Raw genomic sequence first — 24,705 nt, 5'->3', positions numbered from 1 at the left:
GAAAATTTCATCTATCCGCAGGAAAAACCAAGCCGATTTGTTTTCTCGCCATATCCATCACCCTGGAGCTCAGGAGTGAATGTTGGTACGAATTGATAGGTGATTCGTATTTTCCCTCTGATAAAATGATGGAAACAAAGTCTTGGATTTCATAATACATCGGAGGATGATCGTTTTTTTGAGTATAGGTAAAGGTTCCCCCATTACGGTAAGAAAACGTCAGAGTACTGAATTCACCTATTTTATCGATGGTGACGGTTCCATCCTCCCCTTGTATTTCTGTCGGGAGTTGAGTATTCGAGATTTTGGAGAAGGTCGCCACGATATCCATATTTTTATAATTCATAATGACACTTCCTGACCCGTCGACACCTGAATCCAGCATGATCGCCGTTGCCTTTATTTCATCCGGTTCACCAAACAGGACCATCATGGGGAAGATGCAGTAGACACCCAAATCCATTAGGGCACCATTGGAAAAGGCGGGATTGAAAGCATTCAGGATCGTTCCCTCCTTATATGCATCGTATCTGGAAGAATATTTACAGCAACTCACATTCACTTTTCGGATGACCCCAATTGTGTGCAGCTTTTCTCTAAGCACCTGAAAATTGGGCAGGAATGTAGTCCTTACTGCCTCCATGAGCAATACATTGTTCTTCTTTGCAGCCGAAACCATTTCTTGGACTTCCCTTTCATTGGAAGCTAACGGCTTCTCGCATAGCACGTGAATGCCTTTATTCAAATACGCCACCGCCTGGCTGCAGTGAAATGAATTGGGGCTCGCTATATAAACGGCATCGATATGCTCTTTACTTGCCATCTCATGTATATCGGTAAAATAACGGTTGACCCCATGGGTCTCAGCAAATGCTCTTGCCCTCTCTTCTGTTCTCGAATAAACTGCTTCAAATTTTAATCCATCCACTCCTTCTGCCGCTTGTATAAAGCGATCAGTGATCCAATTGGTTCCAATGATTCCGAATCTTATCATATGATCTCTCCTTCTTTCATTCATGTTTATTCTAGTATAGAATGCAAAGTAAAACGATATTCAGTCCGAAAGGGGTCGTAAAGTGATGAACGAAAAGAAATTAGCAGGTGAAAAAGCAGCCGAATATATACAAAACGGAATGACGATCGGATTAGGCTCCGGCTCAACTGTTTATTGGACGATTCAAAAATTAGGGGAACTTGTGTCCCAAGGCCTACAGATCAAGGCTATTCCCTCTTCAATGGAAACAGAGCGTCTGGCTAAGGTGGCCGGGATCCCATTGACCAGCTTCTTTGAAGTGAATGAGCTGGACCTTTCCATAGATGGCGCAGATGAAGTGGATCCAACGTTCAACTTAATAAAAGGTGGAGGCGGGGCATTAGTAAGGGAAAAATTTATTGATTCCTTCACCAGGAAGTTCATCATCGTCGTGGACGAGTCGAAATTGGTTACTGAGCTTGGTTCCTTTCCCCTTCCTGTTGAAGTCATCCCATTCGGATGGGAAGTGACGAATAAAACTCTTGCTGAATTAGGCTGTATACCGGTTCTAAGAAAGGAAAATGATGACATCTTCATATCCGATAATGGCAACTATATTGTGGATTGTCATTTTCCAACAATTGATGATCCCATTTCCCTCCATACGAACATAAAACAATTAGTAGGCGTTGTGGAAACGGGGCTATTCATTGACATGGCAGACATGATGATTGTCGGAAAAAAAGATGGTGTGGAGATCGTAACCAAAAAAGGAATTGACGAGGGGAAACCAAAATAAAAACCAACCAAAGAGGCTGGTTTTATTAATTGACTCTTTGAAATTCGATGTCTTTTTCCCTCATCAAATATTGCAAAGCCGTACGGAAAGTCAAGAAGCTCTTGATCCCTTGAAGCTCCCTTACCCCTGAATGGATCATAATTTGTGTAAGGGAAGGAGTGAATCCGACGAAAACTGTCTCGATGCCCATCAATCCAATAGCCTTGGCCATGTTCTGGATATAGGTGCCGAAGATATCAATTTCCCCTATTTCTTTTTCTGATATCGCTGAAAAGTCTACAATAATAGTGTTTATGTCCTCTCCATAAGAGACGTCCAAAATCTTTGTAATGATTTTCTCAAAGCGTTCCGGACTGAGTCTGCCCGTAATGGGGACCAGGATCGTCTCAGGGACAATGGATGGAATGATGGGTGCTGAGATTTCCATGATGAGCTGTTCTGATTGAGCCAGCTGTTCTTTTAATTCTTTCACTTCTTGCTTTAATTGTTGAATTTCTTGACGTTCACTTGTCATGATAGCCCTCACCGCTTATTGGAATGTATGAAGAAGTACTTCTATATATATTAGCACTATAAATATCATACTGCCTAATGATTTCATATGTAACCAGATAAATAGATGAACAGAGAAAAACCAGCCTCGTCGGCTGGTTTTCCTCACGCGAATGCCTTTTCCTGCTCTTTATGGAAGAAGCTCTTCATGGCATGGAATACATCGGCTTTTTGTTTAAGGATGTAGTAACGGAAATCATCGTTTTTAATATTTTTATAGGCAGACATTAAAGTGGAGTGACGGTTATACTGATTTACTTCCCCGTATCCGAACATGCTCGACACTTTCATTAATTCTTCTACAAGCTTGACGCACCTCACATTATCGGACGTCAGATTATCCCCATCCGAGAAATGGAATGGATAAATGTTGTAACGGCTTGGAGGATACTTTCCATCAATGAGTTCCAGCGCTTTACGATAAGCTGATGAACAGATCGTTCCACCGCTTTCTCCTTTCGAGAAGAAGTGCTCTTCTGATACAACTTTTGCTTCCGTATGATGGGCAATAAATTCGATTTCCACGGTTTCATATTTCGTCCGTAAGAATCGGGTCATCCAGAAGAAGAAGCTCCTTGCCATATATTTCTCCCAAACTCCCATACTACCACTTGTATCCATCATCGCTAATACGACGGCTTTTGATTCCGGCTTTAATACTTCATTCCATGTTCTGAACTTCAGATCTTCAGTAAAGATTGGATGAAAGCTTGGTGCTCCTTTCATTGCATTTCTCTTAAAGGCAGACATCATCGTCTTCTTCTTATCTATATTCCCCATTAGGCCAGTTTTTCGGATATCATTGAACTCAATATGCTCTACGGTTTGGACATCCTGCTCTTTCTTCTTCAGGTTCGGAAGTTCCAATTGGCTGAATAAGGCTTCCTCAATTTCAAGCATCGATACTTCTGCTTCATAGTAATCTTCACCGGCTTTATCCCCGGCCCCTTGACCTTTTCCAGGACCCTGCTGCTGTTGTGATCCATCTCTTGCAATGACGTCCCCTACCTGGCTCTCACCGTCTCCCTGCCCGACATGTTTATTTTTATCATAGTTATAACGAATTTTATATTCATCTAACGAACGAATCGGGATTTTGACGACATCTCGGCCATTGGACATGACAATATTCTCTTCAGTGATCAAGTCTGGTAAATTGTTGCGGATGGCATCCTGAACTTTCTCTTGGTGTCTTTGTTGATCATCGTGACCTTTGCGGTGGAGGGCCCAATCTTCCTTGGAAATGACAAACTGATGATTATCCATTTGACTCAAATTATTCCCCTCCTTAAATTTTTTTCACATTTTTTCATTTTCCTGCATACACTATGTTGACTGTCTTATCTGCACGTATCCCATGAAGTGAAACGGGGATTACTCTATCCTATGCAGAAGTATTAATAAATTTACAAATAATTTCGACAATTAATTGTTCTTTTATGATTGGACAAGCCTATTTTTCAGACAGGTTGTCTTCGGTCCCACTATGTACAGAATTTGTATTGGCTAAAGGCATATTACAATAAAAAAAAACCAGGCAGTAACACCTGATTAAGCTTCTTCTTCATATTGAGCCGGGTCTGAAACGCGATTGTGTACCTTTAGTTCGCCACTGGAACGTAATTTCTCCATTTGCTTCCCCAATTTAATGACTTCCTCCATATTGGAGGCCATACATCCGTTAAGAGGTTCCGCTTCTTCCCGAGGTTTAGGTTTAAAAGACATCTTATCAACCCACCTTTATTAGATATAATGGGCCCAGCTCTCTATCTACAGATTAATTTATTCAGACTTTTCTGTCAACTATTACTTGTCTTTTTCTTTGAACTGAACGGGATCAGGCTGTTTCTTGTCTTCTTTTAATTCTTCATTCGTCCTGAGCTTATCCATTTGTTTTCCTAACTGCTCCATTTCTTCCATATCATGTGCCATAGAGCCGTTTTCAGGTTCATAATTTTTATCCAATTCGTGTTTATTTCTACTCATATCTCTTCACCTCTTGGGTACTACTTTTCCCTGTAGAAGAGAGAATTAAACTCCAATGGCAAATCGGGAGGTGCCATGCACCTCCCGATCACTCTTCTATTAACGATTCAACAGGCTGCCCACATAGCGCAGTAATTCGTTTGCGGATGTTGAGTTGTAGCCATGTTCATCGATGAGGCGGGCAACCACTTCGTTGACTTTTTTCAGCTGCTGTTCGTCTGGCGTTTTGGATGATGTTGTGATCTTTACAACATCCTTCAAGTCAGCAAACAGCTTCTTCTGAATGGCTTCTCTCAGGCGATCATGAGAATTATAGTCGAAACGCTTTCCTTTACGTGCATATGCAGAGATACGGATCAGAATTTCTTCACGGAATGCTTTCTTTGCATTTTCGGAGATGCCGATTTGCTCCTCGATGGAACGCATCAGCTTTTCATCCGGATTGATTTCCTCACCCGTTAACGGGTCATGAAGTTTTGCTTTATTACAGTATGCTTCAACATTATCAAGATAATTATCCATAAGGGTTTTCGCAGACTCTTCATACGAATATACAAAGGCTTTCTGGACTTCTTTCTTGGCAATATCATCATACTCTTTCCGGGCAAGGGAAATAAAGTTTAAATATTTCTCACGAAGTTCATTTGTAATCGATGGATGCTGATCCAGTCCTTCCTTCAGAGCACGGAGAACATCTAACGCATTAATGGTCGGTATTTCTTTTCGAATAATCGTAGAAGAAATACGGTTGATCACATAACGCGGATCAATACCGCTCATTCCCTCATCCTGGTATTCCTTCTTCATCTCATCCACGTCTGCAGAATTAAAGCCTTCTACATTTTCACCATCGTACAGACGCATCTTCTTAATTAAATCGATATCACCTCGCTTCGGTTCCTTCATCCGGGTCAGGATCGTGAACATAGCTGCGACCCTTAGCGTATGAGGAGCAACGTGGACATTGGATACATCACTTTCGTTGATCATTTTCTCATATATCTTCTCTTCCTGGGTGACCTTCAGGTTATAAGGTACAGGCATGACGATAATACGTGAATGTAAGGCTTCATTCTTTTTATTTGATATGAATGAGCGATACTCGGTTTCATTCGTGTGTGCCACAATCAGCTCATCTGCTGATATCAAGGCAAATCGGCCAGCCTTGAAGTTACCTTCCTGGGTAAGGGACAATAAATGCCATAAAAACTTTTCATCGCATTTCAACATTTCCTGGAATTCCATTAAACCACGGTTCGCTTTATTTAATTCCCCGTCAAATCGATACGCGCGTGGATCGGATTCAGAACCAAATTCAGCAATGGTAGAGAAGTCAATGCTTCCTGTCAAATCGGCGATATCCTGTGACTTCGGATCGGATGGACTGAACGTACCTATTCCTACTCGTTTATCTTCTGAGAAAAAGACTCTTTCTACCTGAACGTCTTCAATACGTCCATGGTACTCTTTCTCCAATCGCATCGTGTTTAACGGAGATAAATTCCCTTCAATGCGGATGCCATACTCTTCGTAAAAATCTTCTCGTAAGTGCTGAGGGATCAAATGCAGTGGATCTTCATGCATCGGACATCCTTTAATCGAGAATACGCCTCCTCTTTCGGTTCGGGAATAATGCTCAAGTCCCCGTTTCAGCATGGAAACGAGAGTTGATTTCCCTCCACTTACAGGACCCATCAATAATAAAATCCTCTTTCTCACGTCTAATCGTTTCGCAGCAGGATGAAAGTATTCTTCAACGAGTCTTTCCAGCGCCTCTTCTAAGCCAAATAATTGATTGCTGAAGAATTTATACTTCCGTTTCCCCTCGACCTCCTCGACTCCGGCATCTTTAATCATATTAAAGACTCTTGAATGAGCAGACTGCCCGATCCAAGGCTTCTCTTTCAGCAGGTCTAAATACTGAGCAAACGTCCCTTCCCATTTCAGTTTCTCTTCTTCTTCTCGGTAATGTTCGATTCTTTTTAAAATATCCATAAGGACCTCCCCCTGTCGCTTAATGAGAGACGATTAATATACTCTATGCGCTTGTTCACCCGAACATGTTAATAAGATATTTTTATTAAAGACAAACGGTCGGTCTTCCCTTTAAACACTGAAATTGCCCAAAAATAGTAAACGCTTTCCTTCCGGCTCTTTAAACTTTCAAAAACAACAAAAAAAATCCAACTTTCGTTCACATCAAATTAAAAATAGGCTATACTAAAGACAGACTGTGGAATAAGTAAGCTGGGAGGTTACAAAAATATGGGTACTGTTATGATCGTAGGTGTATCTTTAGTGTTTTTAGTAGCGATTTTCACTGCTGGATATAACGATAAACCAGGTTCAAACTAAAGCGCAGGCGGCTCGACCAGAGGCGACAAGCATAAGAAGAACCAACCGGAAAGGCGCCTTTTGCCTTTTTGGTTGGTTCTTCTTATGACCTCGAGCCTCTAGCCGCCGGAGCTGGATGACTACTAAAGCGCAGGCGGCTCGATCAGAGGCGACAAGCGTAAGAGGAACCAACCGGAAAGGCGCCTTTTGCCTTTTTGGTTGATTCCTCTTACGACCTCGAGCCTCTAGCCGCCGGAGCTGGAAGACACTCTTTATAGAGTTGTCCACAATAAAATGATGATATAACAAAAACAACTGGCCCATGCCAGTTGTTTTTGTTATCCCCTGCCATATGATAAATCCTACTTTATAGTAAACAGTAAACTATCTATTATTAAACCCTTTCTTCTCTACGAATTCCTTCATGTACATCCGCTTTTTACCAGACAGCATCTTCGCCATCTGTGCGGTCCAGCGATCGGATCGTTTCCCCGCCGTCCGGGCATGGTAATAAGCTGAAATGGTTTCATCGTAGCGGTCGAGCCCCTCTTTTATGGAGGCTTCATCTACATTGTATGAATCCTCATGATAAACCGTTTCCATTGGCAGCCTCGGCTTAACATCCGAATGACTCTCAGGGATACCGACAGCCATTCCAAATAAAGGAACGACCCGATCAGGCAGACCCAGGAGTTCACTTACTGATTCCAGATCATTTCGGATGCCGCCTATATAGCAGATCCCAAGCCCCATGGATTCAGCGGCAATGGAGGCATTCTGGGCAGCCAATGAAGCGTCAATGACCGCCACCATGAATTTTTCCGTACTTTCCAGTGAGGGAATGACATCGGCATTTTCCCATTCCCCTATCTTCTCGTGGCGGTACAAATCAGCACAGAAAACAAAGAAATGACCATTTTCTTCCACATATGATTGTGGACCTGCTAGCTCTGCCAACCTTTTCTTTTTAGCAGGATCCTTCACCCCGATGATTGTATATGCTTGTATATAACTGGACGTACTCGCAGCCTGGGCACTGGAGATAATCGTCCGGATTTGCTCATTGGTCAAGGGCTCATTCTTGAAATGTCGGATGGACCTGTGATTAAGAATCGTTTCGATGGTTTCGTTCATATGTACTCTCTCCTTCACATTCTTTCTTTTATTATAAGCCAAATAAAAAAAGGAATGAAAATCTTTTGATTTTCATTCCTTTTTTTTATAACAAACCCGGATAATTTCTTTGTCTTAATGCTTCATAAATCAGAATTGCCGCTGTATTGGACAGGTTCAATGAACGTACGTTTTCGTTCATTGGTATCCGCAGTGCACGATCCAAGTTATTTTGGATGATATCATCCGGGAGCCCGGATGTTTCCCTGCCAAAGATAAAGAAATAATCTTTGTCTTCCACGCTGTAATCAAAGTTTGTATGCGGAATTTTCCCATATTTGGTTAAATAGAAAAATTCTCCACCGTCATTTTTCTCAAAGAAATCTTCAATGGAATCATAATATACAATGTTTACAAACTGCCAATAGTCAAGCCCGGCACGCTTTAACATTTTATCATCTGTTGAGAAACCGAGTGGGCGGATCAAGTGCAGGGTTGTGTCGGTCGCTGCACACGTTCTTGCTATATTCCCTGTGTTTGCAGGGATTTCTGGTTGATATAATACAACATGTACTCCCATGTCAATGTCACCTCATTCATAAAACTCTAAGTGACATTATACCACTTCCTACCCACAGAACAAGCCTTAGCGGTCATCTACTATCGTAAAAAAACGATATTTCATATTAGGAGTATAAGCAGTGGAGTCTTCATATTTCCAATATCTCATCCGGCTATTGAAGGTATGGGCATTCACGAGGGGCTCTCCGCCCGCATCCTTCCCCGTTACAATGGTCGTATGGTCAAAACGTCCGTCCCCTTCAAAGTCGTAGCAAATCACATCCCCAAGCTTTAACTCTTTCGGGTCATCTACAAGTCTCCCGCGAAGTCCAACAGTCGAATTAGGGATATACCACCTCAAGGAATTCGCCACCGTCCAACTATAACTCCAGTTCTGATTCCTCATCCACCAGCCCTTTCCCTTAGTCGGATATCCGCGCATTGGCGCATCCCCCGCATGAAGGCACTGTGAAATATAGTTCGTACAATCATTTTCGAACTTCTTGAATGCCGGATTATAGCTGTTCCACCAACGTTCTGCATATTGGACGGCACTTAGTCGATTATACCGATAAGTCACTCTGTCTATTTCTTCATAGGTTACGCTCTCTTCTTCTTCTATGCTATCTCCACGTTGAATCTGAATTTCTCCATCTTCGTATATTTTATCATTATAAAAGACCGCCATTCGATTCTCCACTTCCTCTTCCAAATAGAGCATGGCCCCCTGTTTGATGAGATATTTATAGTGAACATCATATAAAATGGTTTGAGTCTCATTGTTTTCTTGTGTGATACGCAGAACTTTTCCGGTTGCATCCACTTTCACAATTTCTGCGTGGCGCTCCTGACATGATGCTTTCTTCCTTTTCACTTTGTCACTGTGGTAATCGGACTGACTTCGAGAAGTATATTCTTCGATTACATGATGGACTTTTTCCATTAACAGCTTTCTGATCATCGTCTTCCCTCCTCCCTAATTGTTATGCACTAGTCATACTGTTCAAAACAAAAAAGGATAAACTCAGGGAAATTGATGAGTTTATCCTTTGGGACGTATTAAGTTAAGACCTTTTTGAATTTCAACTAAGACTTCTTCATCCGTTTCAATCGTTTGCTGTTTAAGTAGCGCTTCTTCCGCTATTTCTCCGCCAATTTTGCCCAATGCCCAGGCAGCGGTCCCACGAATGACTGGCCGAACATCATTATTCATCACTTCAACAAGTTCATCGATGGCCGTTGTATCCTTATAATGAGCAAGTGCAATAATCGCGTTTCTCTGAATCGGCTTCTTTCCTCTCCATGACCCAGATGCATGACCGTATTTTTCTTTGAACTCACGGTTACTGATTTTTAAGAGAGGCTTTAACAGTGGTTTCGCCATTTCCGGATCCGGCTCCATTTCTTCATGGAAATGAAAATCCATTCCTTTATTCTCAGGACAAACCGTTTGACAAGTGTCACAGCCGTATAAACGATTACCGAGCTTCACCCTGTATTCATCAGCAAGAAAGCCCTTGGTTTGCGTCAAAAAGGCAATACACTTCTGAGAATCCAGCTGCCCCCCTTCTATCAATGCTCCTGTAGGACAAACATCCACGCATTTGTTGCATGTTCCACACTGGTCTTCCATTGGTGAATCTGGTGCAAATGGAAGATTGGTCACCATTTCTCCCAAATACACATAAGACCCGAATTCAGGGGTGATGATGGAACAGTTTTTTCCGCTCCAGCCAATCCCGGCACGCTCTGCCACGGCCCGGTCCACGAGTTCACCCGTATCCACCATGGATTTGAAACGTGCCTGAGGGACTATTGAGACAATATAGTCTTCCAGCTTGGAAAGACGATCTCTGAGCACATGGTGATAATCCGTCCCCCATGATGCCCTGCAGAAGATCCCACGCCTCTCTCCCCGTTTACTTTGGGGAGCGTTTTTCATCTTGGAAGGGTAGGCAAGAGCAATGGCAATGATCGATTTAGGCTGATCAAATATCAAGGAAGGATCAACCCGCTTTTCAATGTCCTTCTCCTCAAACCCGGATTGATACCCAAGCATCTCCTGACGCAGAAGCCTGTTTTTCATTTCAGAGAATGCCCCTGCCGTCGTAAAGCCAATTTTATCAATCCCAATTTTCTTGCTATACGAAATGATATCCTGCTTTAATTGATCCATATCCATTGCCTTTCCTCCTTTCAAATTTTAATAATTTTTTTAATCGCTTATAAATAAGCTAACGTGAAATGGCAATGTGTATTATGATAAACTATTTTAAAACAAATGTGGAGGGAAAATAAGTGGAAATCACAATTGGTTCATCCATTACCAGCAATACCCCTGAATTCAAAGTGGGATTTATCCAATATGATAATATCGAAGTTGGCCCTTCCCCTCAAATGCTGAAAGGCAGACTTCAGCTATTTCAGGAATCCATTTTCTTTGACCTTCAAGATAAAAACGTGACAGAACTAGAGGGGATTTCCGCATGGCGTAATATCTTCAAGAGTACAGGTAAAGATCCGAATCGCTACCGTCATTCAGCCGAGGCACTTTTTCGCAGGGTCAAAAAGCAAAACTACCTGACGACTATTAACTCTGCCATTGATCTTAATAACTTCTTCTCTCTACAATACGAAGTGCCTATCGGTATCTACGACTGTGCAGGACTTAAAGGGGATAACATCGAGTTAAAAGTGGGGGACACAGGAGAAACCTACATAGGTCTCAACGGCCGCGAAAACTCCCTTGAAAACCTCATCGTCGCATGTGACGGGGACGGACCTTTCGGAAGTCCATTCGTGGATTCTGACCGTGCACCAGTCGGCGGAGAAACGAAGAATGCCGTTCAAATCATCTTTCTCAACCCCTCCCTTTCCATGGAAGAATGCCGGAAACTCACGAAATCATTAATGGATATGTTCCTCGCGATCCATGGGGGTGAAGGATCATTTGAAGTGGTGAGAGAATAGATTAGTACAGGATCTCTGGTTACAGGGATTCTGTTTTTTTATGTAAAATTGATCTAAATCACCAATCTCAAGGTACTTTAAAGATTTATTCCTGAACCCTGCTTTTCTATCAGCCAAATGACGGAAATGTTGATTTACTTTCAGTTAGGGCTTAGTGAATCCATCCTATCCACATTCATTGTAAACGATTGCCCCATATAAACTATCTGCCCCCAGACCTCTTCCCCTCCATAAAAAAAAGAGCCCCATAACGGGACCCTCCCCTTTAAACCTACACCCACCACATATCCGATGGCTGTTCTTCAATCAAAATCGACTTCAGATTCTTCACGGCACGTCCAAATCCTTCTTCGATCGACATGATTGGATCCTCGTGCTCGATACTTACGACATAATCGTACCCGAATGTGCGCAGAGTACTCATCATATCCGACCATTCCTGCAAGGAATGACCACAGCCCACTGAACGGAAGGACCACCCTCTTGTTTGAACGCTTCCGTATGGCTGCATATCTGTCAGGCCATACATGTTGACGTTTTCCTGGTCAATATACGTATCTTTCGCATGGAAATGGTGAATCGCATTTTCCTTCCCAAGGATTTTAATCGCGGCAACCGGATCGATTCCCTGCCACCAAAGATGACTTGGATCCAGATTGGCTCCAATGGCATCGCACGTTTCTTGGCGAAGCTTCAATAATGTATACGGAGTATGTACCAGGAAGCCACCGTGGAGCTCAAGACCGATTTTAACGTTATGATTTTCTGCAAGCTTCCCTATCTCTTTCCAATAAGGGATCAGTTTTTCTTCCCATTGCCACTTCAGGATATCCCCGTATTCATTCGGCCAAGGCGATACTGGCCAGTTCGGATGCTTTGCTCCTTCATGGTCACCAGCAGTTCCGGAAAAGCAGTTCACGACAGGTACGTTCATCAAACCGGCAAGCTTGATCGTTTTCTGAAGGGCTGAATGGGATTCTTCTGCAAAAGCTGCATCTGGAGAGATTGGATTCCCGTGACAGCTGAAGGCACTGATTTGAAGTCCTCTTGATGTAACTTTCTCTAAGTATTCTTTTCTCTTTTCTTCATTTTCTAATAGAGCATCCAGGTTGCAGTGAGCATTTCCGGGATATCCTCCTGTACCGATCTCGACTGCGTTAAGCCCGGCTTCTTTTACATAATCAAGCATTTCTTCAAAATTCTTTTGTGAAAATAATACAGTAAATACTCCAAGTTTCATAATATGCTTCCTCCTATTTCAATCGGATGCTTTGTCCAGTTTCACCGCTTTTATAGATGGCATCGATGATCTGAGATACCTGCATCGCTTCTTTCGGTTTTACCACCAGCTCCTCTAAACCGAGACAGCTGTTGATGAAGTTCTGTGCTTGTGGAAGACTTGGGTCATCTTCACCCGGAACCCAATTCGCTTCACTATTTAAGAGCATTCCATGCTTCATCTGGTTCATTTGAAATGGGAATAGATCGATTCCTCCCGTTACGCCTGAGATGCTCATACTTTCCTCATCGCTCTTGACGTTTGCAGACCAGGATGTTTCAAATAGCATGGATGCACCGTTATCGAACTTGATATAAGCCGTTACATGATCATCGACTTCAAAGTTCTCTTTTTCAAAGTCACCCCATTGATTCACCTGATCCGGCATTCTACTAAGCTTGTTGTAGGTGGAACCGGTTACTTCTACAGGCGACGGGTTTCCGAGGAGCCACAGGGATAGATCGAGAAAGTGACAACCATAATCGATCAGGCTTCCCCCGCCTTGAAGCTCCTTATTCGTGAATACTCCCCATCCCGGAACTTTGCGCCGACGGATCGCTCTTGCTCTTGCCACCATTGGTTCGCCTATTTCACTTTCCATGATCACTCGCTTCGCAGCACGAGAATCCTTCATAAAACGATAGTGATACGCGACAGCGAGAACCTTCTTCGATTCCTCTGCCGCCACGATCATACTTTCACATTCTTCAGGGGTCATGGCCATGGGCTTTTCACAGAATACGTGAATACCTGCTTGTAGAGCGGCTATCGTTATTTCTGCATGGAACTTATTTGGTGTGCAAATCGTCACTGCATCCACCAGTTCAAACATATCCCGATAATCGCTGAATACATGTTGAATGTTATACGTTTCTGCCACGGTTTGAGCTGTGACTGGATTGATATCACTAATCGCTTCAATAGATACAGAATCTGATAGTTTGATAAAAGTAGGGATGTGACGTGTCTGGGCTATGCCCCCAACGCCAATCACACCCATCCGCAGTTTCGTCATTGCTGCATCCACCTCTACAGTTTTATAATTCTTTTCGTTTCACTTGATTCCAGAGCGGATAAAACCACTTCCAGCGATTTCTTTCCTTCTTCTCCCGTAACAGCAGGCTCTTCATTTTGAAGAATGCTGTGAACAAATTGATCAATCACACGGGAATTCGTCTGGCCGCCGTCATCATTTGTTTGAATACCGCCAAGCTCATATTTCACTACTTCCCCGGTTGCATATTGAACAATTAGGGAGTTTACCGGATCATCCTCTAAGCGAAGAATGGCTTTCTCTCCATAAATGATTGTAGAATTGTCTTCTTTGGACACATAAGACCAGCTTGCAGCCAGGGTACCGATTGTACCGCTTTCTGTTTTCAATACACATACAGCCGTATCATCCACATCTGCGTTTTCCTTTGCACTTGTTTCAACAAAGGCTCCAACTTCGGCAAATTCTTCCCCTAAGATATAACGAAGAAGATCGGTTTTATGAACACCAAGGTCACCCATTGCTCCGATGAACGCTTCATCCTTTTTAAAGAACCAGCTGTCTTTCCCGTCCGCACTCCATCCTTCAGGACCGCCGTGACCAAATGCAGAACGGAAGCTGTAGATTCTGCCTACTTCACCACTTTCAATGAGCTGCTTTGCTTTTTGATGGGAAGGGACAAAACGCTGGTTATGAGCGATCATCAGCTTTTTACCGCTTTTAGCGGCAGCATCAATCATGCCTTTGGCTTCTTCACTTGAAGTTGCCATGGGCTTTTCACATAAGACATGCTTTCCTGCGTTTAAGGCATCGATGGAAATCGGAGCATGCAGGTAGTTAGGTGTACATACACTAACAGCTTCAACTTCAGCGTTTGCCAGCAGTTCTTTATAATTGGTATACACTTTTCCTCCGGCAACTTCGGCCATTTTACATGCCCGTTCTTCCACGATGTCACAAACCGCTATCACTTCAACGTATTTATTATTTGCATATTCTGGAAGATGTCGGTGCTGCGCGATGCTTCCGCATCCAATGACCCCGATTTTTAATGTATTCATGATTTTTCCTCCTCTAATTTCAGTTTGATCCTTTGATTTCTTCGAGTGGCTGTGCATTCCCATACACTGGTCTTGCATGATCCACAGGTGCTGCCCATTTCACTGCATTGACGATGACCTTTTGAACATTTTCATTATAATAAGTGGGATACGTTTCATGTCCCGGACGGAAGTAAAACACTTTACCGTTTCCTCGCTGATATGTGCAACCGCTTCTGAACACTTCTCCACCCTCGAACCAGCTTACCATCACAAGCTGGTCAGGAGCCGGGATGTCAAAGTGTTCTCCATACATTTCTTCTTTTTCAAGCTCGAAATATTCCCCTAAGCCGGCTGTGATCGGATGACTCGGGTCCACGATCCAGATGCGTTCCTTCTCATCCGCTTCACGCCACTTAAGGTCACAGGATGTCCCCATCAAGTTTTTAAAAATTTTAGAGAAATGACCTGAATGAAGGACGATCAAGCCCATTCCGTCAAGAACGCGCTGTTTCACCCGTTCCACCACTTCATCCTTCACCTCTTCATGGGCGATATGGCCCCACCAGACCAATACATCCGTACCTTCCAGTACTTCTTTCGTCAATCCGTGATCACCTTCATCCAATGTAGCGGTTTTCACATTGTAGGACGCTTCATCGAGGAAAGAGGCGATGGCACCATGAATTCCTTCAGGATACACTTCTCTCACTTTTGGATTCTTCTGTTCATGACGATTTTCATTCCATACTGTTACGTTTATCATTGTAAAACCTCCAAGTTTATGTTTGGGCATGCCGGTATTCATTTGGTGTAACACCGGCATGTTTCTTAAAAACCTTACTGAAATACTTTTCATTCCCATATCCGACACCGTAGGCTACTTCGTAAATTTTTAAATAAGGGTTTTCTAGGAGCTTCTTTGCCTTTTCCATCCTGATATTCGTGACATAATCCGTGATGGTGGCTCCATAGTCCTGTTTGAACTTACGTGAAATGTATTCCCTGCTTAAAAAGAATCTGTCGGCAATTTCCTGAAGATTGATATCTTCCTGATAATGCTGCTGCAGGTATTCTTCAATATGCTGCATATTGTTTTTCTCTTTCTGATATTTAGCGTCTGTCAGTGTTTGTATAAGTTCATTAAATTGTTTTGCCTTTTCTTCTTTAAACTTCCTGAAAGAAAACGATCCATCTTCATTCCAATAATCCGTGCCACGATAGAATGGTTCCTGACGCTTGATTTCATATTCTTTCAACCAATTATTTCGTAATAGTTCAAATTGATCCTCCCATACCTTAAGCTGTTCCAGGGAAAGGGTATGACTGCTTTCTAATTGGACGAAGATCACATCAAGCTGGGACTGTACCTGAGGTCTGCTCCCTGAACGGATCGCCCACTTCATTTCATTGGAGTGATCCAATAAATGCAGGAGTGAACCTGCCTTCACATCCCGGTGGGTGACAATTTTCTTTTGAGCGAGCAGTGTATGCCTTGAAAACACTTCATGGGCGGATTCATAGGCTTCATTTACTTTTTTCGACTTCTTCCCCATAGCCAAAACTGTAAATACCTTGCTGTATTGATAGATTAAAGAGTATATTTCTTTCAGCAAATACGTCACATGCTTATGATTCCAGAAGAGAATGACAAGTTCATCTTCTTTGTTGCTATTCCGGAAGCAGACCCCATCATTCTGCTTTCGCAAGAGCTCATTGCAAATATTGATGAGAGTGAAAAAGGCAAGGTCCCTGTCACCCTGAAAGGATTTCATCATAATCGGCTTGATCGGCAGGAGGGCGACCGTCTTCTCCAGCTTGGGTAACAAAACACCAAACTCTCTCTCCACCTTTTCCACCATCTCAGGCGCAATGCCCTCTTTCGCACATAGGCTTGAAAATATTCGATCCCAATATAAAGGCTTTGCTTCATTCATGACTCGTTTTTCCTCGACTTGGGATCTTCTTGATCGGGCTTGTTCATTCCATTCCTTCACTGCTTTACCCAGGGTTTCATTCAGTACTTCCGGCTCGATCGGCTTCAGAATATAATCAAAGCTCTTATAATAAATCGCGTTTCTCATGTATTCGAAATCATCATATCCGCTCACAACAATGGTTTTACTTGTAAGGTCAGAGGCATGAAGCCATTTTAACAAGTTGATGCCGTCCCGCTTCGGCATTCTCATATCTGTAAAGATGATCTCCGGCCTGTGCTCTGTGATCAATTCGATGGCTTCATCTCCGTCTTCTGCCTCCAGGATGGTGTGGATACCGTGCTTATCCCACTCCGCTAACAAAAGTAACCCTTCACGTACATGCTTTTCGTCGTCAATGATGATTGCTTTCATTTGCCTCACCTTCCAGTCGTATTGGCAGCCTTATGGTGACCATAAAGCCTCCCCCTTTATGATTCTCAAGGAGCAGAGTCGATAAGTGCTCAAAGTAAAGCTTTAACCTTACATAAACATTTTTCAATCCGATATTCGTTTCTTCTCCTGTTTTATTCCATGCATCTGCTTTAAAGTGTTCCTCAATTTCCCTGAGCCTTTCTTCCGTCACCCCGACTCCGTTGTCACGGACGATCATCACCAGTTCTTTCCCCTCCTGATAGCATGTTAGTGCAATCTGTCCTACTCCTTCACGGATATCGAATCCGTGCTTGAAGTAGTTTTCGATGAGGGGCTGTAGGATCATTTTAGGGACCTGAACTTCCTTCACCTCATCAGCCATTTCGACACTGTATTCCAGGTTCTTACCAAAACGCTCTTTTTGAAGCAGGAGGTAGGCATTTGTATAATTGATCTCCTTGCTTAAAGGAACCACATCTTCTTCCATATTCATCCCGTACCTCATAATTTTAGATAGATGGGTGATCAAGGAGTAAATTTGTGGAATCTTGTTCTTGAGAGCAATCGTACCAATGGATTGCAGGGCATTGTAGAGAAAATGCGGATTGATCTGGGATTGCAGGACCTTTAATTGATTTGTTTTATTTTCTAACTCAAGCTTATATTCCCTGTTGATCAAATGGTTGATCCGCTCGATCATCTGCTGAAACCGAAACCCAAGGATCCCAATTTCATCGGAGCCGAATGATTCTGCCTGAACCTTCATATTCCCCTTTTCTACCTGTTGAATATTTGTAAGGAGTATCCGGATTGGTGAAGTAATCTTAAAGGAAACAAACAGTGTTGCCAGTACCACGAGGGTTAAGCCAAGAACCCCAAACAAGATATTGATCTTTGCCACACTAAAAGCACTTTCATAAAGGTTGGCATAAGATACCCTCTTCACCAGGAACCATCCACCGGCTGAAGTTGGAAGCTGATCGTACATCATCACCCCATTGAACTTATCTTCCTTCCACTCAAGGGTCCCTGAAACATCCTTTGACTCCATTATCCTTTTGATCCATTTCTGATTGTTGCCATCATCCGATACGTCCCGATCCGAGCTGTAAATCATCTCCCCTTCTGAAGACAATAAATAAAATTCCTCTGATTCAGAATTATAAAGATTCCTGCTCAAATCGATGATTTTATCAGGTGAAATATCCAGGGAAATATACGCTAGTACCTCATCTCCCGGGATATTTCGAAATGCCCGGTGAATCGTAACGATTTCCTTCGAACGGTTAATGCTCTCCTCTTCCTGGCTATAGGTTGGTTCAATGTACATGTTATACGGGCTTCGCTCAGCCTCCCTGAAGTGTTCCCATTGTGAATCTTTTATTCTATTGGAGAACACAACTGTGGACCGTTTCGTTGCTGAAATGACCCTATCGCCATCTGCGAAGGAAATACGTACCCCGCTGATCGTATCCCCTGTGTAGAGAATCGTTTGCACAATATTTTTCACGATCCCGATCGTCAAGTAGTTATTCTCCTTACTTGGCGACCTCATGAAATTAATGAAATCAGGATTATTGTAGAGTGACAGCGTCAATCCGTTGAGCTCATTGATATAGCTCTCCAAATTCACCTTCCCTTGATAAAGCAGATTACTGCTCTCCTTCACAACCTGCTCCTCTATCGAATTCTTCGTATACAAATATGTAATAATGATCGAACTGCCAAACGGTACAATCGTCGTAATCATCAACAACACAATCAACTTATTCCGAATGCTTGTTTTTAACATGAGGGACGGACCTCCCAGGTCTCACTTATACACTAGTATAAAGTGTTATTCGCTCCTCTTGGAAGTGTTTTTTCAAAATATTCCTACTAAACTTATAAAATAGAAAGCATGTCTTCAGTAGACATGCTTTCTATTATTCTGTTTACTTCAAGTTATCCCAAGTTTGTTGGAATCGCTCAAGTACAGTATCGTAATCGATTTTCCCGGCTGCATATTCCTGAATCGTTGCAGCGAATTCTTTGTTCGCTCCATCCGGCCATTTAAACCAAGTCCAAGGAATGGTATTCTCGTCCTTAGAGTAGTCAAGGATTGATTGACCTAAGTCACCTAGACCATTCGGCTCGATATTATCGAATGCAGGGATGAACGCAAATTCTTCCGTGATATAACGCTTACCTGTTTCAGAAGAAACCATCCACTCCAAGAATGTTTTCGCTTCTTCAAGGTGTTCAGAGTTTTTATTCAATACCCAGTTATTCGGTACACCGACAGGAAGGCGATTTGCGCTGTCGTCATTGCTGATAGGAATTGGAAGGAATCCCATGTTGATATCAGGATTGATTTCCGTGATCATGTTCTCAGTCCAATTTCCTTGTTGAAGCATTGCTGTTTCACCTGAGGCAAACAACGTTACTTGCGTATTATAATCCGTTGTTAAAGGATTATCGTTTGCATATTTAAGCTCAGTGTCAAGAACCTCTTTGAACTCTTTGAATTTCTCGTTTCCTACAAATTTCTCAGATCCATCATAAAGGCCAGCGATGAAGGCATCCGGATCTTCCTGCTGTGCAAAAGGAATATTCAGTAAATGCTGACCGATTACCCACCACTCGCCGTAACCAGCTGAGAATGGAGTAATTTTCTTCGCTTCAAGTTTCTTGGCAGCGTCTTTTAATTCATCAATCGTTGCAGGAGGCTCGGTAATGCCCGCTTTTTCAAATAAATCTTTATTATAAACAAATCCATACCCCTCTAAGTTAACAGGCATTCCATACAGCTTACCGTCCTCATCAGTCATCGGAACTTTACCAATCGGAAGGACATGCTCTACCCATGGTTCACCAGAAAGATCCGCAAGCTTTTCTTTCCAAAGCTCCAACTCTTTGAACCCACCATTGTTGAAAATATCCGGCTCTTCACCAGAAGCAAATTTCGCTTTAAGGGCCGCACCGTAATCGGCACCTCCACCAACTGTTTCAAGCTTTACCTTAATGTTCGGGTGCTCCGCTTCGAATTCCTTGATCATTTCTTGAAGCTGATCGGCTATTTCAACCTTGAACTGGAAGAAATTTAGTGTTACAACATCATCACCTGAACCGGAATCCCCTGAACTGCTTGTTTTGTCTTTAGAAGAACAGCCGGCAATAATTCCAAATACTAAAACCAAAGACATACAAAGTAATAGAATACGTTTCATAAATGGATTGACCTCCCTGATATAAAATATTTTATATAAATTTCTGTATCAATGATAGACCATTTCCACAGAAACTTTATATCTACTTGATGGAACCTGATGCAATTCCTTTAATGATATGCTTCTGTAAAAATAGGAAGAAAATGACGATCGGTGTTATTCCAAGCACCAATGCTGCAAGTCCCATATCCCATTGTTTCGTATACTGTGCAAAGAACGAGCTTGCTGCAAGTGGAATCGTGCGCAGTTCCGCATCCTGTAACACAAGGAGTGGAAGCAGATAATCATTCCAAATCCACAAAGTGTTCAAAATGATCACTGTCACTGTGATCGGTTTCAGTAACGGAAATACGATTCTCCAAAACACGCCAAACTGACTGCAGCCGTCTATCATCGCCGATTCCTCGATTTCAATCGGAACCGTTTTCACAAATCCGTGATATAAGAACAGGGATAAGGGTACACCGAATCCGAAGTACATGATGATCAAACCTGGAATGCTATTAGTAATCCCTAACGTACCCCCAACTTTCATGAGGGGAATCATCACCGTCTGGAACGGAATCACCATGGCGGATACAAAGATGACAAACAGAATTTTACTGAACCTCCCAGGCGTGCGCACCATCTTCCATGCCGCCATGGAACTGATGATGACTAAACCTATATTACTGAAAACCGTGATGACCAATGAATTCCAGAATGCACGGGGGAAATTAATGACCTCCCACACCTTGGCATAGTTGGAAAACATAAATTCCTTCGGCCACGCTGCCGCATCAATCAAAATCGCAGCGAATGGTTTTACCGAGTTGACCAATACAAAGTAGAAAGGGATAAGGAAAATGAGCCCAATGACAATCCCGATGATCTCTAATACAAACGTTCTCTTCGTATAGCGATTGCCCATTATGCCTCAACCTCCTTCTTCTTCGTCACCATCACCTGAACCGTTGTAAACACAGCCACGACCACAAAGAACAGAATCGATTTCGCGGTCCCAAGTCCATAACGGTTATTCTGGAATGCTTCCTGATAAATATTGATCGCAACAGACTGTGTAGAGTTGAATGGACCACCGCCTGTCAGTGAGATGTTGAGATCGAATATCTTAAAGGCCATGGAAATAGTTAAGAAGAAACAAATTGTGAATGCCGGTAAGATCAAAGGAATGATGATCTTCGTCAACAGTGTCCAATTCGATGCCCCATCCATCTTGGCTGCCTCCAGAAGTGAATTGTCCACCCCTTGCAAGGCTGCCACGTAAATGACCATCATGTATCCCGAGATCTGCCATGCAAATACGATGACAATCCCCCAGAAAGCCGTCTTCTCATCACCCAGCCAAGGCATTTTAAAGAATCCGATATCCGTCATATTCCCAAGTGATGCGAATCCTTTCACAAAGATGAACTGCCAGATGAATCCGAGTAACAATCCTCCAATGACGTTAGGAATAAAAAATACTGTCCGTAAAATATTTCGGGTCTTCAACGCTGCGTTCAGCAACAAGGCAAACCCGAACCCTATCAAGTTACTAATAATTACAGCTGCGAACATAAACTTCGTTGTAAACATAAAGGAATTAAAGAACGTCTTATCATCCGTGAAGATTTTCTTATAATTCTCGAATCCTACCCACTCAACAACCGAGCTGACACCATTCCACGAAGTAAAGGAATAATACACGCCCATTAAGAATGGAAGAATCTGAATCACTAAGAAAAATAAAAGTGCCGGTCCTACAAAGGCAGCGTACGTAAGTAAGCTCTTATACTTAAACTTCTTCTTCGTCACTGCCTTCATTTGTACATCTGGGCTTACTGGTCCCGTCTGAATCTTTGGTTCCACCCGTCTCACCACCCTAATTGTGTAATCGCTTTCTTTCATTATAATGGTAGCGCTTTCTTCAATAGGGGAACTCAATTGACTAAGAAGGTGCAAAATTTTGACTATATCGTTTTTGTTGTGGTGGGTAAATGAAAGGTTGGGTTTCCTTGTGGTTCGGTTAGGTGCACGGGGTGAAATGCGTTTTTGAAATATAGTACTGGAATTGAAAATAAATGGTCGATTTTTGAAAATATATTGGTTTTGATCAAAAGTAAATGGAGCAAAGACGATTAGATAAACGCACATAACGTTGAAATGATGATAATTTGATGCTTTTTCACAGGTAATCAATAAAAAAAGACTTCCTCATTAAGAGAAAGTCTATCGTATGTAAGTTGGAGCGGGTGAAGGGAATCGAACCCTCATCATCAGCTTGGAAGGCTGAGGTTTTACCACTAAACTACACCCGCGATGTGGTACCGGTGGCCGGGATCGAACCGGCACTCCAGAGGAACACGATTTTGAGTCGTGCGCGTCTGCCAATTCCGCCACACCGGCATTACATTTGGAGGCGGCAACCGGATTTGAACCGGTGATCAGGGTTTTGCAGACCCATGCCTTACCACTTGGCTATGCCGCCTTAATATTGGAGCGGAAGACGGGATTCGAACCCGCGACCCCCACCTTGGCAAGGTGGTGTTCTACCACTGAACTACTTCCGCACTACTGGGCTAGCTGGATTCGAACCAACGCATGTCGCAGTCAAAGTGCGATGCCTTACCGCTTGGCTATAGCCCACTGATAGTATATGTCACGGAAATGGAAATGTGACTTTTATGGGGCGACTGATGGGAATCGAACCCACGAATGCCTGAACCACAATCAGGTGCGTTAACCACTTCGCCACAATCGCCATAATGAAAATGAAAATTGGCAGGGGTAGTAGGAATCGAACCCACACCAAAGGTTTTGGAGACCTTCGTTCTACCGTTAAACTATACCCCTATGAAATATCTTACAAAACCTCTTGCTATTCGCTTTGAAGCATAGTACTCCTCTGTGTTTAGCTTAAGGAGGATTATTTCACTCCGCTTTCGCTTCGTAAAAAATCTTGGTGGAGGGGGGCAGATTCGAACTGCCGAACCCGAAGGAGCGGATTTACAGTCCGCCGCGTTTAGCCACTTCGCTACCCCTCCAGCTAAATCACTTGACTGGTGCCGGCAAGAGGACTTGAACCCCCAACCTACTGATTACAAGTCAGTTGCTCTACCAGTTGAGCTACACCGGCATCAAGTAAATAAATGGTGGCTCAGGACGGAATCGAACCGCCGACACATGGATTTTCAGTCCATTGCTCTACCAACTGAGCTACTGAGCCATATTTAGTATGCATCCTAAAATTAGAATGTTGTAGTCCATCGTCCAGCTCTCAGGAAGCTGAATCAAGGAGCTGCTCGAGCAGTACGCTGATGTTTACTCGGGTGAAGCTTATTCATCGTGCTCTACCAACTGAGCTACTGAGCCAAATAGTTTTCGGCTTCCGCTAAGATTCGAATCTCTTCGTTAGCTCACTTATCGAAACCCTTTTCTTTTTCAATAAACATTCATTAAAATCAAATTAAAAATGGCGGTCCGGACGGGACTCGAACCCGCGACCTCCTGCGTGACAGGCAGGCATTCTAACCAACTGAACTACCGGACCAGAGTTTTTTGACGATAGTCAAAATAACTTTCATTACCTTCGCGACAGCGAAAATAACTATCCATACGAGACTCATTGAGAATGATCAACATCCTAATTCATATCCGAGTCAAAATGGTATTGCGGGGACAGGATTTGAACCTGCGACCTTCGGGTTATGAGCCCGACGAGCTACCGAACTGCTCCACCCCGCGACGATACTATGTTAAGGAAGTTTATTTTACTTTCGTAAAAAAACTTGGTGGAGGATGACGGGATCGAACCGCCGACCCTCTGCTTGTAAGGCAGATGCTCTCCCAGCTGAGCTAATCCTCCATATGTAAATGATAAGCTATTTGGCTTCTGTAAAAAACTTTGGTGACCCATACGGGATTCGAACCCGTGTTACCGCCGTGAAAGGGCGGTGTCTTAACCGCTTGACCAATGGGCCTTATTTAGAAAAATATAATGGCGGAGAGCAAGGGATTTGAACCCTTGAGACAGCGTTAACCGTCTACACGATTTCCAATCGTGCTCCTTCGGCCACTCGGACAGCTCTCCCTATAATGGCTCCGCAGGCAAGATTCGAACTTGCGACCGATCGGTTAACAGCCGATAGCTCTACCACTGAGCTACTGCGGAACGATATGCCTGGCGACGTCCTACTCTCACAGGGGGAGATCCCCCAACTACCATCGGCGCTGAAGAGCTTAACTTCCGTGTTCGGCATGGGAACGGGTGTGACCTCTTCGCCATTGTCACCAGACTATATCTTGTCTCTATTAAAGGACAAGTATTATTATATCGTGTAGATATAATTTTTCAAGGTTTTTTTTATATTTTCATATAAAATTTGTTCCCTGAAAACTAGATAAAGGATTGATGTCAAGAAAGCCGAATATCGATCAATTGTTGTTCATTAAAATCATGACTCTTTATGGTTAAGTCCTCGATCGATTAGTATCAGTCAACTCCACATGTCGCCATGCTTCCATCTCTGACCTATCTACCTAGTCATCTTCTAGGGATCTTA

At 43.0% G+C, this 24,705-nt stretch carries 21 protein-coding genes, 16 tRNA genes and 2 rRNA genes; 2 read left to right on the top strand and 37 right to left on the bottom strand.

Features of this window, described 5'->3' with window-relative positions:
- Positions 1–7: 7 nt before the first annotated feature.
- Positions 8–994 carry a Gfo/Idh/MocA family protein gene (locus tag BAA9072_RS22165; protein ID WP_201716750.1) on the bottom strand — a complete coding sequence of 329 codons (987 nt, stop codon included), beginning with the start codon at positions 992–994 and terminating at the stop codon, positions 8–10.
- Positions 995–1,079: 85 nt separating this feature from the next.
- Between BAA9072_RS22165 and rpiA the strand changes: the two genes are divergently transcribed.
- A complete protein-coding gene (gene rpiA / locus BAA9072_RS22160; protein ID WP_201716749.1) occupies positions 1,080–1,772 on the top strand; it encodes a ribose-5-phosphate isomerase RpiA in 693 nt (230 codons plus the stop codon).
- Between the two features lie 25 nt (positions 1,773–1,797).
- Here rpiA and BAA9072_RS22155 read toward each other — a convergent pair whose 3' ends face one another.
- From BAA9072_RS22155 to queG, 9 genes are all read right to left on the bottom strand, one after another.
- Entirely contained in the window at positions 1,798–2,286 is a 489-nt protein-coding gene (locus BAA9072_RS22155; protein WP_201716748.1) for an STAS domain-containing protein, read from the bottom strand.
- 143 nt (positions 2,287–2,429) lie between these two features.
- The gene (gene yhbH / locus BAA9072_RS22150) at positions 2,430–3,590 is read right to left on the bottom strand and encodes a sporulation protein YhbH (RefSeq protein WP_408015259.1); all 1,161 of its coding nucleotides are present in this window, start codon (positions 3,588–3,590) and stop codon (positions 2,430–2,432) included.
- Between the two features lie 285 nt (positions 3,591–3,875).
- Positions 3,876–4,049 carry a hypothetical protein gene (locus BAA9072_RS22145; protein WP_201716746.1) on the bottom strand — a complete coding sequence of 58 codons (174 nt, stop codon included), beginning with the start codon at positions 4,047–4,049 and terminating at the stop codon, positions 3,876–3,878.
- An 81-nt stretch (positions 4,050–4,130) separates the two neighbouring features.
- The gene (locus tag BAA9072_RS22140; protein WP_201716745.1) at positions 4,131–4,310 is read right to left on the bottom strand and encodes a hypothetical protein; all 180 of its coding nucleotides are present in this window, start codon (positions 4,308–4,310) and stop codon (positions 4,131–4,133) included.
- A gap of 99 nt (positions 4,311–4,409) precedes the next feature.
- Positions 4,410–6,305, bottom strand: coding sequence for a PrkA family serine protein kinase (locus tag BAA9072_RS22135; protein ID WP_201716744.1), 1,896 nt, complete (start codon positions 6,303–6,305; stop codon positions 4,410–4,412).
- A gap of 723 nt (positions 6,306–7,028) precedes the next feature.
- The gene (gene nfsA, locus BAA9072_RS22130; protein ID WP_201716743.1) at positions 7,029–7,778 is read right to left on the bottom strand and encodes an oxygen-insensitive NADPH nitroreductase; all 750 of its coding nucleotides are present in this window, start codon (positions 7,776–7,778) and stop codon (positions 7,029–7,031) included.
- An 85-nt stretch (positions 7,779–7,863) separates the two neighbouring features.
- Positions 7,864–8,337, bottom strand: coding sequence for a tRNA (uridine(34)/cytosine(34)/5-carboxymethylaminomethyluridine(34)-2'-O)-methyltransferase TrmL (gene trmL / locus BAA9072_RS22125; RefSeq protein ID WP_201716742.1), 474 nt, complete (start codon positions 8,335–8,337; stop codon positions 7,864–7,866).
- Positions 8,338–8,403: 66 nt separating this feature from the next.
- Entirely contained in the window at positions 8,404–9,276 is an 873-nt protein-coding gene (locus BAA9072_RS22120; RefSeq protein WP_408015258.1) for an amidase domain-containing protein, read from the bottom strand.
- Positions 9,277–9,360: 84 nt separating this feature from the next.
- Positions 9,361–10,500: a tRNA epoxyqueuosine(34) reductase QueG gene (gene queG / locus BAA9072_RS22115; RefSeq protein WP_201716741.1), complete on the bottom strand. Its 1,140-nt coding sequence runs from the start codon at positions 10,498–10,500 to the stop codon at positions 9,361–9,363.
- A gap of 116 nt (positions 10,501–10,616) precedes the next feature.
- Here queG and BAA9072_RS22110 point away from each other — a divergent pair, with 116 nt between their 5' ends.
- Complete coding sequence (locus BAA9072_RS22110) at positions 10,617–11,288, top strand: B3/B4 domain-containing protein (RefSeq protein WP_201716740.1); 672 nt, start codon at positions 10,617–10,619, stop codon at positions 11,286–11,288.
- A gap of 271 nt (positions 11,289–11,559) precedes the next feature.
- On the opposite strand, the gene BAA9072_RS22105 is transcribed toward BAA9072_RS22110, so the two are convergent.
- The 27 genes from BAA9072_RS22105 to BAA9072_RS21975 form a co-directional block, all read right to left on the bottom strand.
- On the bottom strand, positions 11,560–12,528 hold the full coding sequence (locus tag BAA9072_RS22105; protein ID WP_201716739.1) for a sugar phosphate isomerase/epimerase family protein: 969 nt from the start codon (positions 12,526–12,528) through the stop codon (positions 11,560–11,562).
- A gap of 13 nt (positions 12,529–12,541) precedes the next feature.
- Entirely contained in the window at positions 12,542–13,582 is a 1,041-nt protein-coding gene (locus BAA9072_RS22100; RefSeq protein WP_201716738.1) for a Gfo/Idh/MocA family protein, read from the bottom strand.
- 14 nt (positions 13,583–13,596) lie between these two features.
- Positions 13,597–14,622, bottom strand: coding sequence for a Gfo/Idh/MocA family protein (locus BAA9072_RS22095; protein WP_201716737.1), 1,026 nt, complete (start codon positions 14,620–14,622; stop codon positions 13,597–13,599).
- A 19-nt stretch (positions 14,623–14,641) separates the two neighbouring features.
- Positions 14,642–15,367 carry a ThuA domain-containing protein gene (locus BAA9072_RS22090; protein ID WP_201716736.1) on the bottom strand — a complete coding sequence of 242 codons (726 nt, stop codon included), beginning with the start codon at positions 15,365–15,367 and terminating at the stop codon, positions 14,642–14,644.
- Positions 15,368–15,383: 16 nt separating this feature from the next.
- Positions 15,384–16,952 (bottom strand): response regulator transcription factor, encoded by a 1,569-nt coding sequence (locus BAA9072_RS22085; protein WP_201716735.1) that lies wholly within the window; start codon positions 16,950–16,952, stop codon positions 15,384–15,386.
- Positions 16,933–18,744, bottom strand: a complete 1,812-nt coding sequence (locus BAA9072_RS22080) for a cache domain-containing sensor histidine kinase (RefSeq protein WP_201716734.1) — start codon at positions 18,742–18,744, stop codon at positions 16,933–16,935. Before BAA9072_RS22080 ends, BAA9072_RS22085 begins: the two co-directional genes overlap by 20 nt.
- A gap of 142 nt (positions 18,745–18,886) precedes the next feature.
- Positions 18,887–20,161 (bottom strand): ABC transporter substrate-binding protein, encoded by a 1,275-nt coding sequence (locus BAA9072_RS22075; protein WP_201716733.1) that lies wholly within the window; start codon positions 20,159–20,161, stop codon positions 18,887–18,889.
- A gap of 82 nt (positions 20,162–20,243) precedes the next feature.
- Positions 20,244–21,071, bottom strand: coding sequence for a carbohydrate ABC transporter permease (locus tag BAA9072_RS22070; RefSeq protein WP_201716732.1), 828 nt, complete (start codon positions 21,069–21,071; stop codon positions 20,244–20,246).
- Positions 21,071–21,967: a carbohydrate ABC transporter permease gene (locus tag BAA9072_RS22065; protein WP_230980974.1), complete on the bottom strand. Its 897-nt coding sequence runs from the start codon at positions 21,965–21,967 to the stop codon at positions 21,071–21,073. The genes BAA9072_RS22070 and BAA9072_RS22065 overlap by 1 nt, the downstream gene beginning before the upstream one ends.
- Before the next feature lie 420 nt (positions 21,968–22,387).
- Positions 22,388–22,461 (bottom strand) — tRNA-Gly (locus tag BAA9072_RS22060).
- A 4-nt stretch (positions 22,462–22,465) separates the two neighbouring features.
- Positions 22,466–22,549, bottom strand: a tRNA-Leu gene (locus BAA9072_RS22055).
- Positions 22,550–22,557: 8 nt separating this feature from the next.
- Positions 22,558–22,631: transfer RNA gene (locus BAA9072_RS22050), tRNA-Cys, on the bottom strand.
- 7 nt (positions 22,632–22,638) lie between these two features.
- A tRNA-Gly gene (locus tag BAA9072_RS22045) sits at positions 22,639–22,713 on the bottom strand.
- A gap of 4 nt (positions 22,714–22,717) precedes the next feature.
- A tRNA-Gln gene (locus tag BAA9072_RS22040) sits at positions 22,718–22,789 on the bottom strand.
- A gap of 39 nt (positions 22,790–22,828) precedes the next feature.
- Positions 22,829–22,904: transfer RNA gene (locus BAA9072_RS22035), tRNA-His, on the bottom strand.
- A gap of 18 nt (positions 22,905–22,922) precedes the next feature.
- Positions 22,923–22,996, bottom strand: a tRNA-Trp gene (locus BAA9072_RS22030).
- A gap of 107 nt (positions 22,997–23,103) precedes the next feature.
- Positions 23,104–23,187: transfer RNA gene (locus BAA9072_RS22025), tRNA-Tyr, on the bottom strand.
- A gap of 16 nt (positions 23,188–23,203) precedes the next feature.
- Positions 23,204–23,279, bottom strand: a tRNA-Thr gene (locus tag BAA9072_RS22020).
- A 14-nt stretch (positions 23,280–23,293) separates the two neighbouring features.
- Positions 23,294–23,369: transfer RNA gene (locus BAA9072_RS22015), tRNA-Phe, on the bottom strand.
- Between the two features lie 247 nt (positions 23,370–23,616).
- Positions 23,617–23,693 (bottom strand) — tRNA-Asp (locus BAA9072_RS22010).
- Between the two features lie 120 nt (positions 23,694–23,813).
- Positions 23,814–23,887 (bottom strand) — tRNA-Met (locus BAA9072_RS22005).
- 45 nt (positions 23,888–23,932) lie between these two features.
- Positions 23,933–24,008, bottom strand: a tRNA-Val gene (locus BAA9072_RS22000).
- Positions 24,009–24,048: 40 nt separating this feature from the next.
- Positions 24,049–24,123, bottom strand: a tRNA-Glu gene (locus BAA9072_RS21995).
- A gap of 18 nt (positions 24,124–24,141) precedes the next feature.
- Positions 24,142–24,233 (bottom strand) — tRNA-Ser (locus tag BAA9072_RS21990).
- A gap of 6 nt (positions 24,234–24,239) precedes the next feature.
- Positions 24,240–24,314: transfer RNA gene (locus BAA9072_RS21985), tRNA-Asn, on the bottom strand.
- Positions 24,315–24,321: 7 nt separating this feature from the next.
- Positions 24,322–24,438 (bottom strand): 5S ribosomal RNA (gene rrf, locus BAA9072_RS21980).
- 171 nt (positions 24,439–24,609) lie between these two features.
- Positions 24,610–24,705 (bottom strand): 23S ribosomal RNA (locus tag BAA9072_RS21975); the annotation flags it as partial.

Origin of the sequence: Rossellomorea arthrocnemi, assembly GCF_904424705.1 — a bacterium.
GTDB classification, from domain to species: Bacteria; Bacillota; Bacilli; order Bacillales; family Bacillaceae_B; genus Rossellomorea; species Rossellomorea arthrocnemi.
Note: the sequence above shows the minus strand (reverse complement) of the source record. Positions and strands in the feature narration are given on the sequence as shown.

Bases quoted from the DNA above. Each gene is read 5' to 3' on its own strand.
- BAA9072_RS22165 (WP_201716750.1), bottom strand. From the start codon at position 994: ATGATAAGATTCGGAATCATTGGAACCAATTGGATCACTGATCGCTTT.
- rpiA (WP_201716749.1), top strand. From the start codon at position 1,080: ATGAACGAAAAGAAATTAGCAGGTGAAAAAGCAGCCGAATATATACAA.
- BAA9072_RS22155 (WP_201716748.1), bottom strand. From the start codon at position 2,286: ATGACAAGTGAACGTCAAGAAATTCAACAATTAAAGCAAGAAGTGAAA.
- yhbH (WP_408015259.1), bottom strand. From the start codon at position 3,590: ATGGATAATCATCAGTTTGTCATTTCCAAGGAAGATTGGGCCCTCCAC.
- BAA9072_RS22145 (WP_201716746.1), bottom strand. From the start codon at position 4,049: ATGTCTTTTAAACCTAAACCTCGGGAAGAAGCGGAACCTCTTAACGGA.
- BAA9072_RS22140 (WP_201716745.1), bottom strand. From the start codon at position 4,310: ATGAGTAGAAATAAACACGAATTGGATAAAAATTATGAACCTGAAAAC.
- BAA9072_RS22135 (WP_201716744.1), bottom strand. From the start codon at position 6,305: ATGGATATTTTAAAAAGAATCGAACATTACCGAGAAGAAGAAGAGAAA.
- nfsA (WP_201716743.1), bottom strand. From the start codon at position 7,778: ATGAACGAAACCATCGAAACGATTCTTAATCACAGGTCCATCCGACAT.
- trmL (WP_201716742.1), bottom strand. From the start codon at position 8,337: ATGGGAGTACATGTTGTATTATATCAACCAGAAATCCCTGCAAACACA.
- queG (WP_201716741.1), bottom strand. From the start codon at position 10,500: ATGGATATGGATCAATTAAAGCAGGATATCATTTCGTATAGCAAGAAA.
- BAA9072_RS22105 (WP_201716739.1), bottom strand. From the start codon at position 12,528: ATGAAACTTGGAGTATTTACTGTATTATTTTCACAAAAGAATTTTGAA.
- BAA9072_RS22100 (WP_201716738.1), bottom strand. From the start codon at position 13,582: ATGACGAAACTGCGGATGGGTGTGATTGGCGTTGGGGGCATAGCCCAG.
- BAA9072_RS22095 (WP_201716737.1), bottom strand. From the start codon at position 14,622: ATGAATACATTAAAAATCGGGGTCATTGGATGCGGAAGCATCGCGCAG.
- BAA9072_RS22090 (WP_201716736.1), bottom strand. From the start codon at position 15,367: ATGATAAACGTAACAGTATGGAATGAAAATCGTCATGAACAGAAGAAT.
- BAA9072_RS22085 (WP_201716735.1), bottom strand. From the start codon at position 16,952: ATGAAAGCAATCATCATTGACGACGAAAAGCATGTACGTGAAGGGTTA.
- BAA9072_RS22080 (WP_201716734.1), bottom strand. From the start codon at position 18,744: ATGTTAAAAACAAGCATTCGGAATAAGTTGATTGTGTTGTTGATGATT.
- BAA9072_RS22075 (WP_201716733.1), bottom strand. From the start codon at position 20,161: ATGAAACGTATTCTATTACTTTGTATGTCTTTGGTTTTAGTATTTGGA.
- BAA9072_RS22070 (WP_201716732.1), bottom strand. From the start codon at position 21,071: ATGGGCAATCGCTATACGAAGAGAACGTTTGTATTAGAGATCATCGGG.
- BAA9072_RS22065 (WP_230980974.1), bottom strand. From the start codon at position 21,967: ATGAAGGCAGTGACGAAGAAGAAGTTTAAGTATAAGAGCTTACTTACG.